11 protein-coding genes are annotated in these 17,385 nt (G+C 72.6%); 3 read left to right on the top strand and 8 right to left on the bottom strand.

Annotation, left to right across the window (positions count from 1 at the left end):
• Nucleotides 1–413: 413 nt before the first annotated feature.
• Complete coding sequence (locus L3078_RS28590; protein ID WP_239756786.1) at nt 414–701, top strand: chorismate mutase; 288 nt, start codon at nt 414–416, stop codon at nt 699–701.
• A 432-nt stretch (nt 702–1,133) separates the two neighbouring features.
• Here L3078_RS28590 and L3078_RS28585 read toward each other — a convergent pair whose 3' ends face one another.
• From L3078_RS28585 to L3078_RS28560, 6 genes are all read right to left on the bottom strand, one after another.
• The gene (locus L3078_RS28585; protein WP_239756785.1) at nt 1,134–1,874 is read right to left on the bottom strand and encodes a hypothetical protein; all 741 of its coding nucleotides are present in this window, start codon (nt 1,872–1,874) and stop codon (nt 1,134–1,136) included.
• Nucleotides 1,875–2,157: 283 nt separating this feature from the next.
• Nucleotides 2,158–3,939, bottom strand: coding sequence for a GMC oxidoreductase (locus L3078_RS28580; RefSeq protein WP_239756784.1), 1,782 nt, complete (start codon nt 3,937–3,939; stop codon nt 2,158–2,160).
• 39 nt (nt 3,940–3,978) lie between these two features.
• On the bottom strand, nt 3,979–5,634 hold the full coding sequence (locus L3078_RS28575; RefSeq protein ID WP_239756783.1) for a succinic semialdehyde dehydrogenase: 1,656 nt from the start codon (nt 5,632–5,634) through the stop codon (nt 3,979–3,981).
• Between the two features lie 226 nt (nt 5,635–5,860).
• Nucleotides 5,861–7,678: a serine/threonine-protein kinase gene (locus L3078_RS28570; RefSeq protein WP_239756782.1), complete on the bottom strand. Its 1,818-nt coding sequence runs from the start codon at nt 7,676–7,678 to the stop codon at nt 5,861–5,863.
• A 72-nt stretch (nt 7,679–7,750) separates the two neighbouring features.
• Entirely contained in the window at nt 7,751–9,151 is a 1,401-nt protein-coding gene (locus L3078_RS28565; protein WP_239756781.1) for a diacylglycerol/lipid kinase family protein, read from the bottom strand.
• A 384-nt stretch (nt 9,152–9,535) separates the two neighbouring features.
• Nucleotides 9,536–9,982 carry a barstar family protein gene (locus L3078_RS28560; RefSeq protein ID WP_239756780.1) on the bottom strand — a complete coding sequence of 149 codons (447 nt, stop codon included), beginning with the start codon at nt 9,980–9,982 and terminating at the stop codon, nt 9,536–9,538.
• Nucleotides 9,983–10,249: 267 nt separating this feature from the next.
• Between L3078_RS28560 and L3078_RS28555 the strand changes: the two genes are divergently transcribed.
• Together L3078_RS28555 and L3078_RS28550 are read left to right on the top strand one after the other, a co-directional pair.
• Nucleotides 10,250–11,155 (top strand): alpha/beta fold hydrolase, encoded by a 906-nt coding sequence (locus L3078_RS28555; RefSeq protein ID WP_239756779.1) that lies wholly within the window; start codon nt 10,250–10,252, stop codon nt 11,153–11,155.
• A 5-nt stretch (nt 11,156–11,160) separates the two neighbouring features.
• Nucleotides 11,161–13,365, top strand: a complete 2,205-nt coding sequence (locus tag L3078_RS28550) for a glycosyltransferase (RefSeq protein WP_239756778.1) — start codon at nt 11,161–11,163, stop codon at nt 13,363–13,365.
• 64 nt (nt 13,366–13,429) lie between these two features.
• On the opposite strand, the gene L3078_RS28545 is transcribed toward L3078_RS28550, so the two are convergent.
• Together L3078_RS28545 and L3078_RS28540 are read right to left on the bottom strand one after the other, a co-directional pair.
• Nucleotides 13,430–15,217, bottom strand: a complete 1,788-nt coding sequence (locus tag L3078_RS28545) for a serine/threonine-protein kinase (protein ID WP_239756777.1) — start codon at nt 15,215–15,217, stop codon at nt 13,430–13,432.
• Between the two features lie 112 nt (nt 15,218–15,329).
• Complete coding sequence (locus tag L3078_RS28540; RefSeq protein ID WP_239756776.1) at nt 15,330–17,189, bottom strand: serine/threonine-protein kinase; 1,860 nt, start codon at nt 17,187–17,189, stop codon at nt 15,330–15,332.
• Between the last annotated feature and the right edge of the window lie 196 nt (nt 17,190–17,385).

Genomic DNA, 17,385 nt, shown 5'->3' with positions numbered 1-17,385 from the left:
GTGTGTGTCCGAGTCTACCGGGGTGCACGCTCCTGAAGTGGGCCACCGGGACTCCGCCCCTGCACCCCCGTCCCGTCCCCCGGGCAGTGAAAGGAGCCGTGGCTGGGCTGGGCTGTGGTTGGGGAGGGGTTGGAGCTGGGCCGCGTAGGGAACCGGCCTCCCGGGCCAGGACCACGCACAGGACGCCCGCTCAGTCCACAGAAACGGTGTGGCATAGTGGGGTGCATGTTCGCGCACTCGACCTCTGTCTTTAGCTATGGCACCGGGCCCACCGGCTGCCATGGTCGTGCTGCTTGAGCTACTGACAAGCGACTTCCCCAGGCGCCCCGGGCCGACAAGGTCCGGGGCGTCTGGCGTTTTCCGGGTCTTGCCGCTCCGGGGAGTCCGTTCGACTTCCGACGAGGAGCCCAGAGATGACCATCACCTCCACCGAGAAGACCGGCGCCCGTACCTCCGAGGCGGCCGGTCTGATCACCGGTGCCCGGGAACGCATCGACGCCCTGGACGACCGGATCATCGGCCTCATCCAGGAACGCGTGGCGGTCTCCGCCGTGATCCAGGAGGCACGGATCGAGTCCGGCGGCAGGCGCGTGAACCTGTCGCGCGAGATGGAGGTGCTGGCCCACTACAGGGACGCCCTCGGCAAGCCGGGCACCGCGCTCGCCATGACCCTGCTGGAGCTGTGCCGGGGCCGCATCTGACCGGCGCGCTCCGGCGGCGCACGTACGTACGCCTGCCCTCTCACCCGTACGGCGCGTGACCGCCGTACGACACGCTTCGTTGGTGTCGGTGTCCGCGCCAGCCAGGTGCGGGCCCGAAAGAACCACGCGTGGCTCCGCTGGAGCGATGAGGCGTGCGGATCGTGCCGTGCGCCGTGGGACCTCGCTCCAGGGTTGTGACCGGACGGCAGGGGACAGCAGCCCGGTCACGCAAGAGAACGGCCGGCTCCGGGGACGCCCGGGGCCGACCGGCGGAACTGTTCCGAGGTGGGCGTGACGGACACGGAGCCCGTCAGGCGGCCCTCTGCACGACGCGGAGCAGACCACCCGTCCCGAGGCCCCAGCCCCCGACGCGGAAGGGCCCCGCGGGGTCCGAGTCGTCCCGCGGGGCCCTTCGTCACGCCGGGTGAGTGCTCAGCCGGCGACCTTCTCCAGCTTCGCGACCTGCGCGTCCAGGATCGCGTCCGGCACCTCGGCCTTGTCCGCGTCGAGCATGTTCATCGAGTAGAACCCGATGAGCGTCGAGCCGCTGCGCACCACCGTGAAGGACATCGGGATCTCGGCGCCCTCGATGTCCCCCTTCAGCTTGTAGGCGACGGCCTCGTCGCCCTGCTGGGGAGCGGTGAGGGCCTCGACGCCGCTGTACTTGTTGCCGACCTGCTCGTAGCTGTCGCAGCTCTCCGTCGCCTTGCGCAGGTCGGCCATGACCTTCTCGGCGTCGCTCTGCTCGTGCGCGGCGAGGGCGAGGGAGATGACGTTGGCGGAGAGCGCGTCCTCCGAGGTGACCGTGCGTCCGGCGCGGGCCTTCGCCTGCGGGTCGGAGGTGAAGAAGAACATGTTCGCGAGGGGCTGGCAGGCGGCCGGCTGCGCGGGAACGGTCTCGGCCGGCATGTCCTCCGCGGGCATGTCGGCGATCTTGTACCCCTTCACGTCCCCCTTCGCGAGGGCGGCCTCCTTGAGCTGCGCCTCGGTCAGCGCGGCCTTCCCGGCGCCGTCCTCGCCGTTCTTCGCGTCCTCGGCGGCCGAGGCCGTGCCCGAGACCGACGGCTTGGACTTGGTCTTCCCGTCGTCGCCGCCCCCGCCACACGCCGCGGTCAATCCCAGCGTGGCCGCGACCGAGACAGCCACCGCCACCCGCGACATCGTCGACTTCATGTCCCCCACCTCATGCTTTTCGCTTCATGCATCACAGCGGCCCCACAGGCCCCATCGAACATGTATGTGACGGCGGGGCGCGCCCATCGGTTGTGCTGCCCGCGCCCCCTTTACATGTGACTCGCATCACACGAAAAAACTGTCATCGCGAGGACAACCCTTCGCACCACTCACCAGTCACACCTGGCACACGAGAGAAGAACCCGCGCTCGGAGGGGGGTGCGGGTCCTTCTCCGTAACTTCTTCTGCCGCCGGGGCCCCCTGCCGCGTGCTTGCCGCGTGACTACTTCTTCGGCGGCACCGTGGGGACCGGCACCAGCGGCAGACGCAGCGCGCCGAACGCGTCCGCCGGGACCGCCGGGTGCAGGGGCTCGACAGGGCTGAGGCGCTCGTAGGCCTCGCCGGGGGCCGGGCGCCGGTCCGGCTCGCCGTTGTTCGGCCAGTACGACATCGCCCGCTCGGCCTGCGCCGTGATCGTCAGGGACGGGTTGACGCCCAGGTTCGCGGAGACGGCGGCCCCGTCGACGACGGAGATGCCGGGGTGCCCGTAGAGCCGGTGGTACGGGTCGATCACGCCGTCGTCCGCCGTGGCACCGATGGGGCAGCCGCCGAGGAAGTGCGCGGTGAGCGGGGTGCCCATCAGTTCGCCCACGTTGCTGCCGGCGAAGCCGTTGATCTCGGCGGCGATGGCGGAGGCGGCCTGCGAAGCGGCCTCGATCTGCTTGGGGTTGGGCGCGCCGTGGCCCTGACGTGCCGTCAACAGCCCCTTGCCCAGGCCCTTCGTCTTCAGGTGCGTCGACAGGGAGTTGTCCAGGGACTGCATCACCAGGCCGATGATGGTCCGCTCCGACCAGCGGCGGTTGGAGAGCGAACGGGCCACCAGCAGGGGGTGTTTGGCCGCGTAGCCCAGCCAGCCGAGGACCCGGGTGGCGCCCGACGCGGTGCCACCCGCGTACGGGACCTGGAGGATCGACAGACCGCCCATCGCGTTGGAGCCCTTGCCGTAGCGGACCGGCTCGATGTGGGTGCTGTCGTCGGGGTGGATGGAGGAGGTGATCGCCACGCCCCGGGTGAAGTCGACCTCGGGCGCGCCGTGCGCCTTGCGGTAGCGGCGGTTGTCGGTCTGGGCGCCGACCAGCGCTTCGGAGTTGGTGCGGGTCAGCATGCCCAGGCGGTCCGAGAGGTGCGGGAGTTGGCCGTTCGCCTTCATCCGGTGCAGGAGGGTCTGGGTGCCGTAGGTGCCGGCGGCCAGGACGACGCGGCGGGCCCTGAGCACCCGGCTCCGGCCCTTCCTGCGGTTGTCGGTCGGGAGGGTCGTCACGGCGTAGCCGCCCTGCGAGTCCTCCGTCAGGGCCACCACCGTCGTCATCGGGTGGACGACCGCGCCCGCCTTCTCGGCGAGGTGGAGGTAGTTCTCGTTGAGGGTGTTCTTCGCGCCGTGGCGGCAGCCGGTCATGCACTCGCCGCACTCGGTGCACGCGGTGCGGGCGGGGCCCACCCCGCCGAAGTAGGGGTCCGCCGCCTGGTCGCCGGGGGCCGCCTTCGTCCTGCCGTCGGCGTCCTCGCCGTCACCGAAGAAGACGCCGACCGGGGCGAGGTGGAAGCTGTCGCCGACGCCCATCCGCTCGGCGGCGGCCTTCAGGTGCACGTCCGACGGGGTCATCGTCGGGTTGAGCCGTACGCCGAGCATGCGGCGGGCCTGGTCGTAGTACGGCTTCAGCTCCTCCTGCCAGTCGGTGATGTCCTTCCACTGGGGGTCCTCGAAGAACGGTTTCGGCGGTACGTAGAGGGTGTTGGCGTAGTTGAGGGAGCCGCCGCCCACGCCGGCTCCGGCCAGCACCATGACGTTGCCCAGGAGATGGATGCGCTGGATGCCGTACATGCCGAGGGCGGGGGCCCACAGGTAGTTCTTCAGGTCCCAGGAGTTCTTGGGGAGCGACTCGCGCGTGAACCGACGGCCCGCTTCGAGGACGCCTACCTTGTAGCCCTTCTCGGTCAGGCGCAGGGCGGTGACCGAACCGCCGAAACCGGATCCGACGACGATGACGTCGTAGTCGTACGACACGTGCTCTCCTCGTTGAGAACGATGGGCCGGCCCGAAGACCTAGCGGAGCCTCAGCGCCTTCATCACCTTCAGGCTGCGGCTCATGAACTGGGCGTACTTCTCGTCGTCCATGCCGAGGGACGGGGCCATCGGGAGGAGACGCTGGTGGGCGACGGTCTGGGCCTCCGTGTACTTGAGGATGCCCTCGGAGCCGTGGCGGCGGCCGAGACCGGAGTCCTTCATGCCGCCCATCGGGGACTGGACGGAGCCGTACGCGGAGGCGTAGCCCTCGTTGACGTTGACCGTGCCGGCGCGGACGCGGGAGGCGACCTCGCGGCCGCGGCGGCCGTCCTTGGTCCAGACGGAGGCGTTGAGGCCGTACGCGGTGGAGTTGGCCTCCGCGATCGCCTCGTCCTCGTCCGTGAAGCGGTAGATGGAGACGACCGGGCCGAAGGTCTCCTCCGTGCACACGGACATGGGTTCCGTGACGCCGTCGAGGATGGTCGGCTCGTAGAAGTAGGGGCCGATGTCGGGGCGGGCCACGCCGCCCGCGACGACCGTCGCGCCCTTCTCCACGGCCTCGTCGACGTGCCGGGTGACGGTCTCCAGCTGGCGTTCGCCGACGAGGGAGCCCATGTCGGCGCCGTACGCGAGGGACTTGCCGAGGCGCATGGCCTTGGTGCGGGCGGCGAAGCGCTCAAGGAAGGCGTCGGCGACGGACTCGTGGACGTACAACCGCTCGATGGAGATGCAGAGTTGGCCGGCGGAGGAGAAGCAGGCGCGGACGGCGCCCGCCGCCGCCTTCTCGATGTCGGCGTCCTCGAGGACGAGCATCGCGTTCTTGCCGCCGAGTTCGAGGGAGACACCGACGAGGCGGGCGGCGGCGCCCTGCGCGACCTCGCGGCCGGTGCGGGTGGAGCCGGTGAAGGAGACGTAGTCGGCGTGCTTGACGACCTCGGGGCCGATGACGGGGCCCTCGCCGAGGACGACCTGGAAGACGTCGGCGGGCAGGCCGGCCTCGATGAGCAGGTCGCGGGCCCACAGGGCGGTCAGGCACGTCTCCGTGTCGGGCTTCATCACGACGGCGTTGCCCGCGACGAAGGCCGGTATCGCGTCGCCGACGGAGAGTTCGAGCGGGTAGTTCCAGGGGGCGATCTGGCCGATCACACCGCGCGGGTGGCGCAGTTCGGTGACCTTGGTGAGGGTCGGTACGGCGCCGGTGTGCCGCTTCGGCTTGAGGTAGAAGGGGGCCTTGCGGCCGTAGTGACGGGCGGCGACCGCGACGGCCTGGACCTCCTCGTGGGCGTGGAGGCGGGCCTTGCCGGTCTCCAGCTGGATGAGGTCGAGCACCTCGCCCTGGCGCTCCAGCACCAGGTCGTGGAAGCGAAGGAGTACGGCGGCGCGCTCGCGCACGGGCCGCTGGGCCCAGACGGCCTGGGCGGCGCGGGCCCGTTCGTAGGCCGTCGCCACGTCCTCGGGGGTGGACTCCGGCAGGTCGGCGAGCTTCTCGCCGGTGAAGGGCGTGTGGTTGGCGGTGCGGCCGGAGCCGACCACGCCCTTGGTGAGCTGGGCGACCAGTTCGGGGGTGACCACGTCTTCGGCGGTACGGGCGCCCTGCGGGGCCGCCGCGAGGGGGTTGGTGCCGGTCGTCCGTGCCGTGCCGGTCGTTCCCGTGGTGGTCGTGCCGGTCTTTTCGGGGGCCTGCGAGTCCGTCATGACGCGCAGGGTATTCCGGACCGGACGACTTTGGGTACCCGTCGGTAACAGGGTTTCACCGGACGTCCGTACCGTGCCAGTGATCGCTGGCAACGAAGTCGCTGATCAGGGCGGCGGACGGTGCCGTGCGGCCACGGATGCGGCGTCGATCACTTCCGTGCCGGAAGTGGGGCTCGGCGCGGTGGCCACGGCGGATACGGTCCGGTCGCCGGCGCCGAGTGGCGGCCTACGGCCCGATCTCCAGTCGTTCGCGCGCGCCCTTGAAGACGGCCGTGCCCTTCTTCTCGTCGGCCGTGCCCTTCGGCATGTCGACGCGCAGTTCGTACATCCGGTCGTCGTCGGTGCGGACGATGAGTTGCAGGACCCTGGTGGGGGTGCCGTCCAGATAGTGGGTGGTGTCGGCGAGGACGGCCTCCTGGTCGTGGAAGCTCGTGGTGGTGAAGTTGGCCGTCGACTTCACGTCGCCCGCCACGATGTCCGTGGAGTCCTTGGCCTGTTCCATGGGCGAGGCGGGCGCCTCGTCCCACTGCGTCAGCCGCACCCGGACGACCTCCTCGCCCTCGTAGGTGACCGTACGGGGGCGCCCGTCGTCGCCGCCCTCCGCGCGGAGCCGTTCGTAGGGGCCGGGGAGGGAGAGGACGGCGTCCATGGCCTCCTCGCGGTGAGCCACCCAGCGTGTGCCGGCCGTGCTCCCCGGGGTGGGGCTGGGGGTCGCGACGCGGGCGTCCACCCATCCGACCTTCGGCTCGGCGACCTCGGTGACACCGTCGTCCTTGTCGAACGCGACCCCGGCCCAGGCTCCCCCACCGGCCAGCAGCAGCCCGGCGGCGGTCGCGGCGGCGAGACGACCGGCGCGCACCCTGCGCCGGGGGCGCTCGGCTCCGGGCCGCACGACCTCGGTGTCCCGCACGCCCTCCGGCGCATGCGGCTCACCCCGTACGCCCTCGCCGTCCCCACCCCGTACGCCCTCACCGTCCCCACCCCGTACGTCGTCGCGCTCCTCACGCCGTACGTCATCACCGTCCCCAGCCCGTACGCCGAGCCGCAACGTCCCCGCGTCCTCGCCCAACTCACGGAGTCCGGCAGGGGTCTGGGCGTCGGGGGTCCGGTCCTCCGCCACGTCGCGCAGGAACCCGGCGGTCTCCTCGGCGTCCGGGCGCAGTGCCGGGTCCTTGGCCAGCAACCGTACGAGCAGGGGCCCGAGGGGGCCCGCCCGCTCCGGCTCGGGGGGCTCGGCGGCGAGGATCGCGGCGAGCGTGGACTCCAGGGTGGTGCGGCGGAAAGGGGACCAGCCCTCGACGGCGGCGTAGAGGAGGACGCCGAGCGACCAGAGGTCGGAGGGCGGGCCGGCGGCTCCGGGCCCGGCCATCCGCTCGGGGGCGACGAATTCGAGCGACCCGACGAACTCCCCTGTCACGGTGAGCGATTCCTCGCCCTGGACATGGGCGATGCCGAAGTCGGTGAGGACGACCTGGCCGTGCGGCCCGAGGAGGACGTTGGCGGGCTTGACGTCGCGGTGCACGATGCCGACACCGTGCGCGGCGTGCAGCGCGCCGACCACGGCGAGGCCGATGCGGGCGGCCTCGACGGGGGTCAGGGCGCCGCGCTTGAGGACCTCGTGGAGCGACTCCCCGCGCACCAGCTCCATGACGATCCACGGCGCCCCGTCCTCGACCACGACGTCGTGGATGGTGACGGCGGACGGATGGTCGACGCGGGCGGCGGCGCGGGCCTCGCGGTAGAGCCGGTTGGCGGCCCGTCGACGGGCGTCGTCCTCAGGCCGGTCGGGGCCGTCGGGGCCGCTGTCCGGACCGCCCGGGGCGTCGGGGCCGACGGGGCCGTGCGGGTCACCCGGCAGCCTGGGCTGTTTGACGGCGACTTCGCGGTCGACGAGTTCGTCGACCGCCCTCCACACGGTGCCCATGCCGCCGGATCCGACGCGTTCCGTGAGGCGGTAACGACCGCCCACCAGGCGACCGGTGCTCCGGAACGTCCTGATGGCGGACGGGAGTTCGTCGCGCGGATGTTCGCCGTCGTCGCTCATGTCCCATCAGTACCGTGCGGGGCCGGAGCTTGTCGACGCGGGCCGGTGGACCGGCGTCGACGACGCTCGCGATCAGTGCGTCTTGCGCCGCCGGTTCCACAACTCCTCAGCCCAGCCGTACCGTTCGCGGTGTTTGGGCAGGGCGGTGCGGCCGACGGCGGCGGCCAACTTGCGCAACCGGCGCCAGTCCAGGGGCGGTTTGGGCTCGGGGACGCCCGGGCGGTCGCGGGGCACGCGGACGCGCAGGGCCTTCGGCGAGACCCGGCAGTGCACGGGGGTGGGCAGGACGAGGGCCTCGCCGTCGACGCCGACCTCGATCTCCGGCCGGTCGGCCTCGACGACGATCTCGTCGGCGACGAGGAGGCTCAGGCCGGGGGCGTTCGGGCCGAGGACCAGCCCGGCGGCCTCGGCGGCACTGTCGACACGGATGCCGACCACGCCGAGCACGCCGGCGTCCAGCCGTTCGCGGCGGCCGAGACCGACGAGGTCGTCGCTGCGGTAGACGTTGTTGCTGACGAGGACGGCCTGGGGCGCGTCGATGACGGCGTCCCCGATGCGGGCGGTGAGGTGCGGGCCCCGCTGGTGCGTGAGCAGTTCGGGCAGCAGCTCCAGGGTGGTGCGGACCTTGTCGTCGCGGTAGGCGGGGCTCTGCACGACGGAGGCGTACGCGCCGAACGAGGCGTTGTTGACGAAGGGGTGGCCGCTGGCGTAGCCGAGGTCGACGTGGAGTTCGACGCCCTTGTCGGTGAGGGCGTCGAGGCAGGCGGCGGGGTTGTCGCGGTCGAGGCCGAGGTCCATGGCGAAGTGGTTGCGGGTGCCGGCGGAGATGACGAGCAGGGGCACGTCGTACGCGGCGGCGATGGCGGCGACCTGGGCCTGGGTGCCGTCGCCGCCGGCGACGCCGAGGAGGTCGGCGCCGTTCCTGACGGCGTCCCGGGCCAGCACGGCGACGTCCTCGTGGCGGGCGGGATCGAGGAGGTGGACCGTGGCACCGAGCCGTTCGGCGCGTTCCTTCAGCCGGAAGCGTTCGACCTTTCCGCCGCCGGACTTGGGGTTCATGATGAGGAAGGGGCGGGTGGGAGCGGGGACGCGGTGCTCCGGGACGTGCACCTGGTGGGACTTGGTGCTGCTGAGGGCGAACTTGCCGGACCAGACGGCGACGCCCCACAGGCCGGCGGAGACGATCACGACCCAGAGCAGGTTGACGACGGCGAACCACCAGACGACGCCGACCGGCGCGGCCACGGCCAGCACTCCTGCCGCGATCCGGGCGGCGCCGCGCCGGGTCAGCACCCACCACAGCGAGGCCACGGTGAGTCCGGCGCCCAGCACGACTCCGGCGACGAGCAGGAGACTCGCCCCGCGCGCGAAGCCGAGGGGCAGCAGCACGGCGAGGACCGCGCAGCCGAGGGCGGCCCTGGCCGCCCAGCGTTGTCTCGCGTGTGCCCGTACGTCCAGGTGTTCGATGCCCACGCTCGCTCGCCCTTCGCGCCGATCATGCACTTGACACGGCATGTTAGGGGCAAGAGGGCACGAGCGGGGGACGACCCCGGGGAGCGGCCCCTGCGGAAAGCCGGACTCCCCGGGATGGCGGACTGCCCGGGGCGGTGGGCTCCCCGGGGCGGTGGGCTACCCGGTGCGGCGTAGTTCCCGGGGCGGCGGACTGCCCGGGACGGCGGGCTCCCCGGGGCGGGGGACTCCCCGGGGCGGGGGAGTCCCCAGGACGGCAGACCCCCCCCGGGAACGGCAGACTCCCCCGGGTACGGCGGGCCTCCCGGGAACGGCAGACTCCCCCGGCGCGGCGGTCGCCCCTGCGCGGCGGTCCCCCCTGCGCGGCGGTCCCCCCGAGGCGGCGGCTCAGCTCTTCCAGTCGGCCAGATAGAACAGTTCGAGCTGCCCGTACTCGTCGTCGACGTCCGAGAGGTCCTGCGCGATGGTGTGCAGGAGCGAGACGGAGCGGACGAACCCGTGGACGTCGGCTCCGAGGAACACGGCACTCGACGAGAGGACCAGGGCGATCCGGAACAGCGTCTCCGCCCCCCGGTCCCGGAGGATGTCCGTCAGGGCGTCCCAGTTCTCGCCGTAGTGGTCCGGCGCCGACAGCGCGCGTCCCAGCACCGTCAGCAGGTCCGATTCCGTCGTCACGTCGGCCAGCTCGGCCTCCAGGACGGTGAATCCGGCGCCGCCCAGTTCCTGGACCACTTCCTCGCGACGGCTCTGCGGCGCGAAGTACGGCTCCGACGGCAGCCAGGGCAGGACGTCCCGGGGGTCCACCCAGGAATCCTGGAGATCATCCGTCGTCATCGCACCCGCGCAAACGTCTCGTAGTGACCGGTCCGGTGCGCGATCGTACCCCTGCCCCCACCCCTCCCCCTGGCGCCAAGCCGTTCGCTCCGGATCCGTCAGGTCAACTCGCCTGCCCCGATTGGGGGTTGCTCGCGCGGGCCGCCTATAGTCCGGTTGCTCACGCAAGCAGGCCGTATGGGCGCCCCCATGCCGTGGACGATCCGGTCGAATCCCGTGCCCGGGGAGGCGCCGCCTGCCGTCAGGTCACTCGAAGGGCAGGTAGCCGTGCGTCGGCTCTGGGGTTGTCTCATTCTTTGCGTCGCCACCGTTGCGGGGTTCCTCGTCCACGACATCCGCGACAGCGCGGCGGCCGACCGCAACGAGAGCTCCCACGCCTACGGTTCACACCCCCGGCAGACCCTCGACGCCTATTGGAACGCCGCCGGCGAGGAGCGGGGCGGGAAGCAGCCGGGGATCGTGATCCTGCACGGCGGCCACTGGTACGAGGACACCGGCTGGGCCACCTGGTCGCGCACCTTCGCGGACGCGGGGTACGCCGTCTTCGCCGTCGACCACCGCCTGAACCACGACGCTCCCTGGCCGGCCCAGCGGACCGACGCGCTGTCCGCGCTGGACTGGATCCGCGCCCACGCCGCCGACTTCGACGTCGACACCGACCGGCTGGTCCTGCTGGGCTCCTCCTCGGGCGGCCAGATCGCCACGGCCGTCGCCACCTACGGCTCCGGCACCTTCCGCGTCGACGGCGTGGTGGCCCTGTCCCCCGTCAACGACCCGTACCGCGCCTGGCGCGACGGCAACTCCGGCGAGGCGACCGCCAGGCAGCGCAAACTGCGCGACAACGCCACCCTCCTGGCCCGCTGTCACCCCGAGACGGACGACAACTCCGACTCACCGCACCCGGGTTGCGAGGACACCTGGACGGACATGGTCGTCAGGAACCGTGCCTCGGGCGGCGATGACGCCCCCATGCTCCTGATCCACTCCAAGGGCGACTTCGTGCCCGTCCGGCACTCGCTCGACCTCGAAGCCGCCGAGGAGAAGGACCACAACATGCCCGCGAACGGTGTCACGGTTGAGGCGGTGGCCGGAACCGCGCACGGCGGAGCACTGTTGAAGGAGCCGGGGGTGGCAGACCGGGTCCTGGGCTGGATCGCTGAGAGGACGCACTGAGCGCCATGAAGATCACCTTTCTGCTCCACAACGCGTACGCCATCGGCGGCACCGTCCGCTCGACACTGAACCTCGCCGCCGCGCTGGCGCTCCGTCACGACGTGGAGGTGGTCTCGGTGTTACGCACCGAGGAGCGCCCCCTGCTCGGCGTGAGCGGCCGGGTGCGCCTGGTCCCGCTCGTCGACGAGCGCCCCGGCGCCGCGTCCTACGACGGCGACCACGAGCTGATGTCCCGGCCCTCCGCCGTGGTCCCGCCCACCGAGGTGCTCGCCCACCGCTACACCGCGCTCACCGACGAACGTCTGCGCGCCTTCCTCGACACCACCGACGCCGATGTCGTCGTCGCGACCCGCCCGGCGCTCGTGGTCACCCTGGCCGGGCACGGCTCCGTCGGCTCGCGCCGCCCGCCCGGCGCGTCCCGCGCGTCCGGTCCGACCCGCCGGGGCCCGCTGCTCATCGGGCAGGAGCACCTGTCGTACGACAACCACGTACCCGGCGTGCGCGAGGCGCAGAACGCGGCGATCGGGCGCCTGCACGCCTTCGTCACCGTCTCCGCGCGGGACGCCGCCGACCACCGCCTGCACCTGGCCGGGCTGCGCACCCGCATCACGAACATCGCCAACGCCGCGCCCCGCCCCCGGGCCGAACCCTCCGACCTGCGCGTGCCGTTGGTGGTCGCCGCCGGGCGCCTGTTCCCGGTCAAGCGGTACGACCTGCTCGTCGAGGCCTTCGCCAAGGTGGTCGCGGAGCGCCCCGAGTGGCGGCTGCGGATCTACGGCAAGGGCCCGGAGCGCGCCAACCTGCGTGCCCTGATCGACACGCTGGGCCTCAATGACCACGTGTTCCTCATGGGTCCCTCCGCCACGCTGGAGACCGAGTGGCCGAAGGCCTCCATCGCCGTGGTCAGCTCCGAGTGGGAGTCCTTGGGCATGACCATCCTGGAGGCCATGCACGCCGGAGTCCCCGTGGTTGCCACCGACTGCCCGCACGGCCCCGGCGAGATCCTCACCGACGGCACCGACGGCCTCCTCGTCACCCCGAACGACCCGAACGCCCTGGCCACGGGCCTGCTCCGGCTCATCGACGACCCGGAACTGCGGCGACGCGTCGGCACCACCGGCCGCACGACCGTCCAACGGTACGCACCGCGCGTGATCGCCACGGAGTACGAACAGCTGATCGCCGACCTCCAGGAGGCCCGCGCCCCGGCGACGGTGAAACTGCGACGCCTCTTACGCCGGACGCGGGGATGGCTCCCGTCCAGGGCCGACCAGGACCCCGGAACGCCCGAGCCGCCCACCGCCGGAGCGAAGGGCGGGACGGCGAAGCCCCGGGCGGAGAAGCCCTCGGCGGTGGAGTCGGCCGCCGAGAACGCCGCGCCGAAGCCGTTACGCCCCAAAGCCGGCTGTCGCGTCGGCGGGCGCGGTGAGGTGCGGGTCTCCGTCACCGGGTCCGGCTTGTCAGGGGCGGTCCTGACGCTCGTGCTGCGTCGACGCCACGCCGTCGACGACGAGGTGCGCGTCCCCTTACGCCAGGACACGCCGGGCGACGCCGAGAGCCCGTGGACCGCCACACTGCACCACGACGAACGGGACCTCGCCGAGGGCCGCTGGGACCTGCACGTCGAGCGGGACGTGGACGGGGCCCGCCGCAGACTGCGGGCCGGACCGGTCGAGCAGCGGGGCCTGTTGACGGCCGAGCTCCCGGACCGGTCGCCGGTCGCCTGGTGGATCCCGTACACCACCAAGGACGGCTACCTGGCCCTGCGTGCCTTCCACCGCACCGCGCACGCCGAGGTCACCGCACTGCCCGTCGGCGACGACTCGATCGCCGTGGAGGGCGTCCTGCACGGGGCCGCGCTCGGCGAGGGCGCGACCCTGGTGGGTGTGGCCCGGGGCGAGGGCGTGGCGGACCTCGAGGCACCGGTGACGCGCACCGGCGAGCAACGCGCCACCGGACGACCCGGATTCCACGCACGACTGACGTCCCTGCCGGACCCCGCCGGACCTGACAAGGTGATCTGGGACCTGTTCCTGCGTCCCTCCCCCGACGCCGAACCCATCCGCCTCGGCCGGCTGTTCGACGACATCGTGGACCGCAAGGACACCGACAAGTACCCGGCGGTCACGATGCCCACACCGGGCGGCGCCGCGCCACAGGCCCGCTTCTTCTTCACCGTCACCAACGACCTGGCCGTCGCCGTCTCCTGAGACGTACGCGGCAACAGGCTTACACGGCACCAGGCATACGTTCCCGAGCGGCGGCGGCCTGTCCCTACATCTTGTCGATCTTCAGGTTGGCGATGGCCGTGCGGGCGATCTCACGGCCCTGCTCGGTGAAGTGCCCCTTGCCCGGATAGTCGATCCAGATCCGGTACATGTCACCGTTGTCCGCCCGGTAGTACAGGACCCGCGCCTCACGCAGGCGCGGCGCCTGGGTGTCGGTGGTCGTGTACCGGATCGTGTTCTCGGCGGCCTCATGGTCCTGGAACTTCGTCTCCTGCGGCCGCCCCTTCGGCGCGGGCACGTCGGCGACGTCCAGCGAGTACTCGCCGTCCTTGATCAACTCCCAGTCGGCGTACGCCCTGTCCAGCGCGACCCCCGGGATCTCGTTCTCCTTGTCGTCCTCCTTGATGTCCCGGTCGACGTTGATCCGGATCAGCCCGCTCGGGTCGCTGTACTGCGCGAACGTGCCGTCTGTTTCGTCCGGTGCGAACTTGTCCTGCACGAAGTCCCCGGGCACGCCCACGCTCGCGGCGACCTTGGTACCGAGGTCCCGCTGCTTCCAGCCGTCCGGGAGGGGCCCCGCGAAGGGGTCGGCGATCACCACGTAGGCCGTCACCGCCGCCGCCACGCCCAGCACGCCGAGCCCGGCGACCGCCGTCGCGACGACCGCCGCACCGACCCCGGCGAGGGTCTTGGCGCCGATCCTGATGCCCTTGGAGTCCCCCGCCTGGGGCCCGGCGACCGTCTGGACCACCTGGATGGGCGCGGGCGGGTTCGCGGCCGCCTCCAGCAGCTCGCGGACGCGCGCGGCGCTCGGACGGCGCGCCGGGTCCTTCTGCAGCAGGCCGTTGATGGCCTCGGCGAGCGGGCCGGTGGCCGAGGCGGGCGCCGCGGGCGTGGCGTTGAGCACGGACTGCAGGGTCGCGGGCGTGTTGCTGCGTCGGAAGGGCGACACGCCCTCGGTCGCGGCGTAGAGGACGACGCCGAGCGACCAGAGGTCCGAGGCGGGCCCGGGGCGCTGGCCGAGCACCCGCTCGGGGGCGATGTACTCGGGCGAGCCGACGAAGCCGCCGGTGTCGGTCAGATTGGTCTCGCCCTCGATCTGGGCTATACCGAAGTCGGTGAGGACGACCCGGTCGTGCCGGCCGAGGAGGACGTTGTCCGGCTTGACGTCCCGGTGCAGGATGCCCGCCGCGTGCGCGGCCTCCAGCGCGCCGAGCACGTCGAGGCCGATTTTCGCCGCGTCACGGGCCCCGAGAGTGCCCTCCTGGAGCGCGTCACCCAGCGAACGTCCCCGGACCAGCTCCATGACGATCCACGGCCGGCCGTCCACGACCGCCACATCGTGCACGTTCACGACCGACGGATGATCGAGCCGGGCCGCCGCACGGGCCTCGCGGCGCATCCGTTCGAAGGCGTTGGCCCGTTCGCGCTCGGGAAGATGGTCGGGTACGCGAGGCTCCTTGACGGCGACCTCCCGGTCCACCGTCTCGTCCTGCGCCCGCCACACGGTGCCCATACCGCCGTGCCCGAGCTTGGCGAGCAACCGGTAGCGCCCGGCGATCAACCGCCCGGTGCCGGGGTCCTGCGAGGCTTGCCCCGGCTGTGCCGACTGCGGGGGCGGGGTGGGCCGAGCCGTCTGCGCCGGCTGCGCGGCCTGTGGCGGCGGGACCGGGGCGGGCACCGGCCCGGCCGCGACCGGGCTCGGCTGCGCGTAGGGGTTCCCCGGGTACGGCGCACTCGGCTGCGGCGGTTGCAGTCCGAAACTCGTCGGCTCGTCGGCTCCATAGCCGGGCCCAGGCCCTGGTCCGTAAGGGGCGCCCCCGTTGCTGCTCATACGTTCATCTGTATCGCGGGAAGCGCTTCGGCATCCAGCCCCGTCGCTTTCCGGTCACAGACCCGTGACGCGGAGCACCACTTATCTCCGCTCATCTCCCCCTATCGCCCCTTCAGTGACGTACGAACGTGTCCACCGCCACGTCGAAGTACTCCTTGGCCTCGCTCACCCTCCCGACCGGCGCCGACACCCATACGTCGTACAGCCGACCGTCCCGCTCCCAGCAGAGGTCGTACGTGTGCCGGGGCCCCTCCGCCGCGCTGAAGCCGTCCCAGGTGAACTCCCAGAGCGCGGCCGGCCGGCCGTCGTGCGTGGTCTCGGTGACCCGGCCGTCGCGGTAACCGGGGTTCGTGGACGGTCCCTTCGCGTGGGCGCGCCGCATCACCCCGGCCGGCCCGCCCGCCTCCGGGTCGTCGACCTTGACCCCGATCCGGATCACCTGCCCCGGCGACATGTAGAAGACCCGCTCGCCCTGCGGTTCCCGGGTGAAGTCGTCCGGCACCGCGAGGCTGAAGCCCCGCTCGTCCTCCGCCAGCCGGTACCCCGAGGGCACGGTCGGCGCGGTGGCCGCCCGAGACCGCGTCACGGTGGGAGTCACGTCACCCGACGTGCCGGAGGTACCAGCCGTACCGGACGTAGCGCCGGACCCTCCGGATCCGCCCGACACACCCGGAGTGCGCGAAGCACTCGGCGTGCCGGACCCTCCCGACCCGCCCGGCGATCCCGACTGTCCGGACTGCCCCGACTCGCCCGCCGTGTCCGACGCGCCCGGCGTCCGCGGCGCCGAACTGCCCGGCGTGCCGCCCCCACCGCCCCCCTCCCGCATCAGCAGCGCCGCCGCCGAGACACCCGCCCCGGCCATCGCCGCCACCAGCGCGGCCGCGACCAGCACACTCCGGGTGGAGTGCGGCGGCCGCTGCTGCCCGGGCTGCTCCCGCAGCGCCTCCGAACCGGGCCCGCCCGGACCCGACGGCGACGGTCCGCCCCCGGCCGCCGTTACGTCCTGGGCGGCGGCCCCGGCGCCCCCCGCTCCCCCCGCGGCATCCGTACGCCGCGCGTCCCGCCCCTGGCGCGGCACGTCCCGCCGGGTCGGGGTGTAGCCCGGCGACGTCCTCGGGTGCTTCGTCGTGCGCGGCGTCCGGCCGGTCTCCCGGAACGCCCGCAGCAACCGCTCGGCCTCCGCCGCGTCGAGCCGCCGGTCCGGATCGCGCTCCAGCAGCCCCCGTACGACCGGGAGCAGCGGCGCGGCCTGCGCGGGCGGCCGGATCTCGTCGACGACGACCGCGTGCAGGATCCCGCCCAACGAGTCGCGCCGGAACGGCGATTCCCCGCTGAGCACGGCACACAGCAGCGCGCCCAGCGACCACAGGTCGGACTCCGGCCCGGTGCGGACCCCGGACATGCGCTCCGGGGCGGTGTACTCGGGCGAGCCGACGAAGGACCCGCTCTCGGTGAGCGTGGTCGCGCCGGCGACCTGGGCGATCCCGAAGTCGGTGAGGACGACCCGGTCGGTGCCGTTCTCCAGCAGGACGTTCGCGGGCTTGAGGTCGCGGTGCAGGACCCCCGCGTCGTGCGCCCGCCGCAGCGCGCCCAGCAGAGCGATCCCGATCCGCGCGGCCTCCCGCGCGTCGACGGGCCCCTGCTCCTCGATCCGCTCCGCGAGCGAGCCGCCGTCGATCAACTCCATGACGATATAGGGCCGTTCGTCCTGCTCGACGACGTCGTGCACGACGATGATGTGCGGGTGGCCGAGCCGGGCGACCGCCCGTGCCTCCCGCAGGGTGCGCTCACGCCGCTGCCGGGAGCGCTCCTCGGGGAGCGAGTCGTCCAGGGCGAGTTCCTTGACCGCCACCTGCCGACCGAGGAGCTGGTCGGTGGCCCGCCACACGATCCCCATACCGCCGCGGCCGATCCTGGCCTCCAGCCGGTAACGCCCGGCTATGACACGGACGCTCTCCCCCTCGGTCCCCATGCGCCCCATCATGCCGCACCGGACCCGAACCCTCCGGTGCCGCGCGACCGGCTGGCCGACAAGCGCCGCACACACGTCTCACGAGCGCCTCACAAGCGCCTCACGAGCGCTCCACGAGCGCCGCGCGGCGCGGTCCGGCGGTCGCGGTCCGGTCGGCGGGCGTTGGGCGGGCCAGTGGACACGGGCCGGTCGGCGC

It is taken from the genome of Streptomyces deccanensis (assembly GCF_022385335.1).
Lineage (GTDB): Bacteria > Actinomycetota > Actinomycetes > Streptomycetales > Streptomycetaceae > Streptomyces > Streptomyces deccanensis.
The sequence above is the reverse complement of the archived record's forward strand: the minus strand, read 5'-3'. Positions and strand labels throughout refer to the sequence as shown.

Bases quoted from the DNA above. Each gene is read 5' to 3' on its own strand.
- L3078_RS28590 (WP_239756786.1), top strand. From the start codon at position 414: ATGACCATCACCTCCACCGAGAAGACCGGCGCCCGTACCTCCGAGGCG.
- L3078_RS28585 (WP_239756785.1), bottom strand. From the start codon at position 1,874: ATGAAGTCGACGATGTCGCGGGTGGCGGTGGCTGTCTCGGTCGCGGCC.
- L3078_RS28575 (WP_239756783.1), bottom strand. From the start codon at position 5,634: ATGACGGACTCGCAGGCCCCCGAAAAGACCGGCACGACCACCACGGGA.
- L3078_RS28570 (WP_239756782.1), bottom strand. From the start codon at position 7,678: ATGAGCGACGACGGCGAACATCCGCGCGACGAACTCCCGTCCGCCATC.
- L3078_RS28560 (WP_239756780.1), bottom strand. From the start codon at position 9,982: ATGACGACGGATGATCTCCAGGATTCCTGGGTGGACCCCCGGGACGTC.
- L3078_RS28550 (WP_239756778.1), top strand. From the start codon at position 11,161: ATGAAGATCACCTTTCTGCTCCACAACGCGTACGCCATCGGCGGCACC.
- L3078_RS28545 (WP_239756777.1), bottom strand. From the start codon at position 15,217: ATGAGCAGCAACGGGGGCGCCCCTTACGGACCAGGGCCTGGGCCCGGC.
- L3078_RS28540 (WP_239756776.1), bottom strand. From the start codon at position 17,189: ATGGGGACCGAGGGGGAGAGCGTCCGTGTCATAGCCGGGCGTTACCGG.